The following is a 2,091-nucleotide window of genomic DNA, read 5'->3' as shown; positions in this document are numbered from 1 at the left end:
CGCTCCGTTCCGTGGGAGCCCGGGGGTGAGATTCCCCCGGGCCACCCGACTCTTGGTGTCGGCGGAGTCAACTGCCCAGGGTTCGCCAGGACTTCAGGCAAGGGATCTCGCGCTGGTCGAGGTAGTTCTGGAAGGCAGTCGGCTGGCGGGGTGTGGGGGCTTCCTCAGCCGGTGACAGTCCGCCGAGGCGCTCAATGTTGACGGCGATGGCCGTCAACACGTGCTGGACATGAACCTTTCCCTGTCCTCGGTAGCGGCAGCGCCGCATACCGTGCCTGTGGGCGAACTCGTTGACTGTGCTCTCCACTCCGGAGCGGACCGCGTAACGCGTCTTCCATTCGGGTGTCTGCTGCTCGGCGCGGACGCGGAGTTGCAGGTCACGGAGTTCTCGTGGGGGGAAGCCCACGGTGCGGGCGTTGTCGGCGGTGCTGGTGCAGTGGGTGCGGGCCGGGCAGGGGCGGCACTGGCTTTTGGTGAACCGTGGGACGATCAGCGGGGCGGCGGTGGGCGAGGAGGTCGGGTAGGGGCCGTGCCAGCCCGCGCTGACCTGTCCCTGGGGGCAGGTGACCTGCTGCTTGTCGTAGTCGATGTGGAAGTCGTCCCGGGCGAAGCCCTCGCCTCGGCGGTGCTGGCGGGTCGGGTTGCTCTTCAGCGGACCGGAAACGGTGACCTGGTGTTCACGGGCGGCCTGTTCCAGGTGGGGCAGGGAGGTGCAGCCGGCGTCGACCAGGTGCTCGGCGGGCAGCAGGCTGCGTCGGGCGAGGCGGGTGTGGATGCCGGGCAGGACCTGGCTGTCGTGGGTGGTGGCCGCGGTGGTGGCGACATCCGTGATCACGTTGGGGCCGTCGGCAGCACAGGTCTCGGTCAGGTGAGCGGCGAACCCTTTCCAGCTGATGATGTGTCCGTGCCGCGCGTAGCGGGCCGAGGTGTCGTAGGGAGAGACGATCGCCCTCGACGACGGCGGCAGACCCGCCCCGCCTTCCTTCTCGGCGGTGCGCCAGCGCAGCTGTCCCGCGGCATCACGGTGATAGTTCTGGACCATGATCTGCCGCAGAGCCTGGATGCGAGGACCTGACATGCGGTCCGCTCCGTAGCGGTGGAGGTGTTCCAGAAGCCGGACGGCGTCGTTCCCGGTGGCAAGGATTCTGGTCATGGGTTTGGTGGGGCTCTTCCCCAGGCGGACCGGCCGGCCGTAGCGCAGCCCCCAGCCCTGGTCGACCAGTTCGTCCAGCAGATGAGGTGAGATACCTGCGACCTCTTCGAGTGCGGCGCGGACCGCCTCGGTGACCAGCTCCAGGCGGGTCAGGTCACGCACCGCGGCCACGACGTGCGTGGAGTCGGTGCGCTGCGTGGTGCGCTCGCGCACCAGTCCGGCCTCCTTCAGGCGGGCCGGTGCGAGGTCGAGGAGGCGGTCGGCACGGCCGTCCTCGGCGAGACGATCGCGGAAGTCGCCCAGCACACTGTGGTGGAAGCCGGGATCGTCCAGCTCCATGGCCATCGCGTACTTGAAGTCAATGCGGCAGCGGACCGCCTCGGCGGCCTGCCTGTCCGACAGGCCGAGCAGGAACTGCAGCACACTGACGGTGGCCAGCTGAGCGGGCGAGAGCCCCGGACGCCCGTCTCTGGGGTACCAGTCCGCGAAGTCCTCGTCGCGCCACAGCCCGTCCAGCCGGTCCCGCACCCATATCGCCGTCGTGCCGCCCGGGTTGCTCGCCCGCGCGACTCGCGCGGTCAGAGGCGGAACGTGCTCACCGGAACGGGGACGAAGGGACGACGAACACCTCGACAGCTGCAACGGTCGGCGGAACTCCCCGATCATCCCCGTCGACCATGCTGCCGCTCCGGGAAACTCCAAGATCCCCGACAGAGTCAAGCTGAGATTGAATTGCAGCGTCGCATGACGCGACAGCAGCAGGATGAGGGGGATGGGTTGTTCATCATTGGCGCGCTGGCCTTGACGTTGTTCATTCTGGCCATCATGTGGGCCGTCCTCGGACAGGGGCCGTTGCGTGATCGCGTTTCGTCCGGAGTGCCGTGCTGGCCCGTCCTTGGAGGGGACGTCCCGGTTCGGGCGGGGTGGACGCAGTGCAG

At 68.5% G+C, this 2,091-nt stretch carries 1 protein-coding gene; it reads right to left on the bottom strand.

What is annotated here, in order from left to right:
- Window positions 1-67: 67 nt before the first annotated feature.
- Complete coding sequence (locus ACFY0P_RS52140; protein ID WP_388929532.1) at window positions 68-1,681, bottom strand: IS1182 family transposase; 1,614 nt, start codon at window positions 1,679-1,681, stop codon at window positions 68-70.
- Between the last annotated feature and the right edge of the window lie 410 nt (window positions 1,682-2,091).

Source organism: Streptomyces sp. NPDC001714 (assembly GCF_042892755.1).
GTDB lineage: Bacteria > Actinomycetota > Actinomycetes > Streptomycetales > Streptomycetaceae > Streptomyces.
This window is presented reverse-complemented; position numbering and strand designations above follow the sequence as displayed.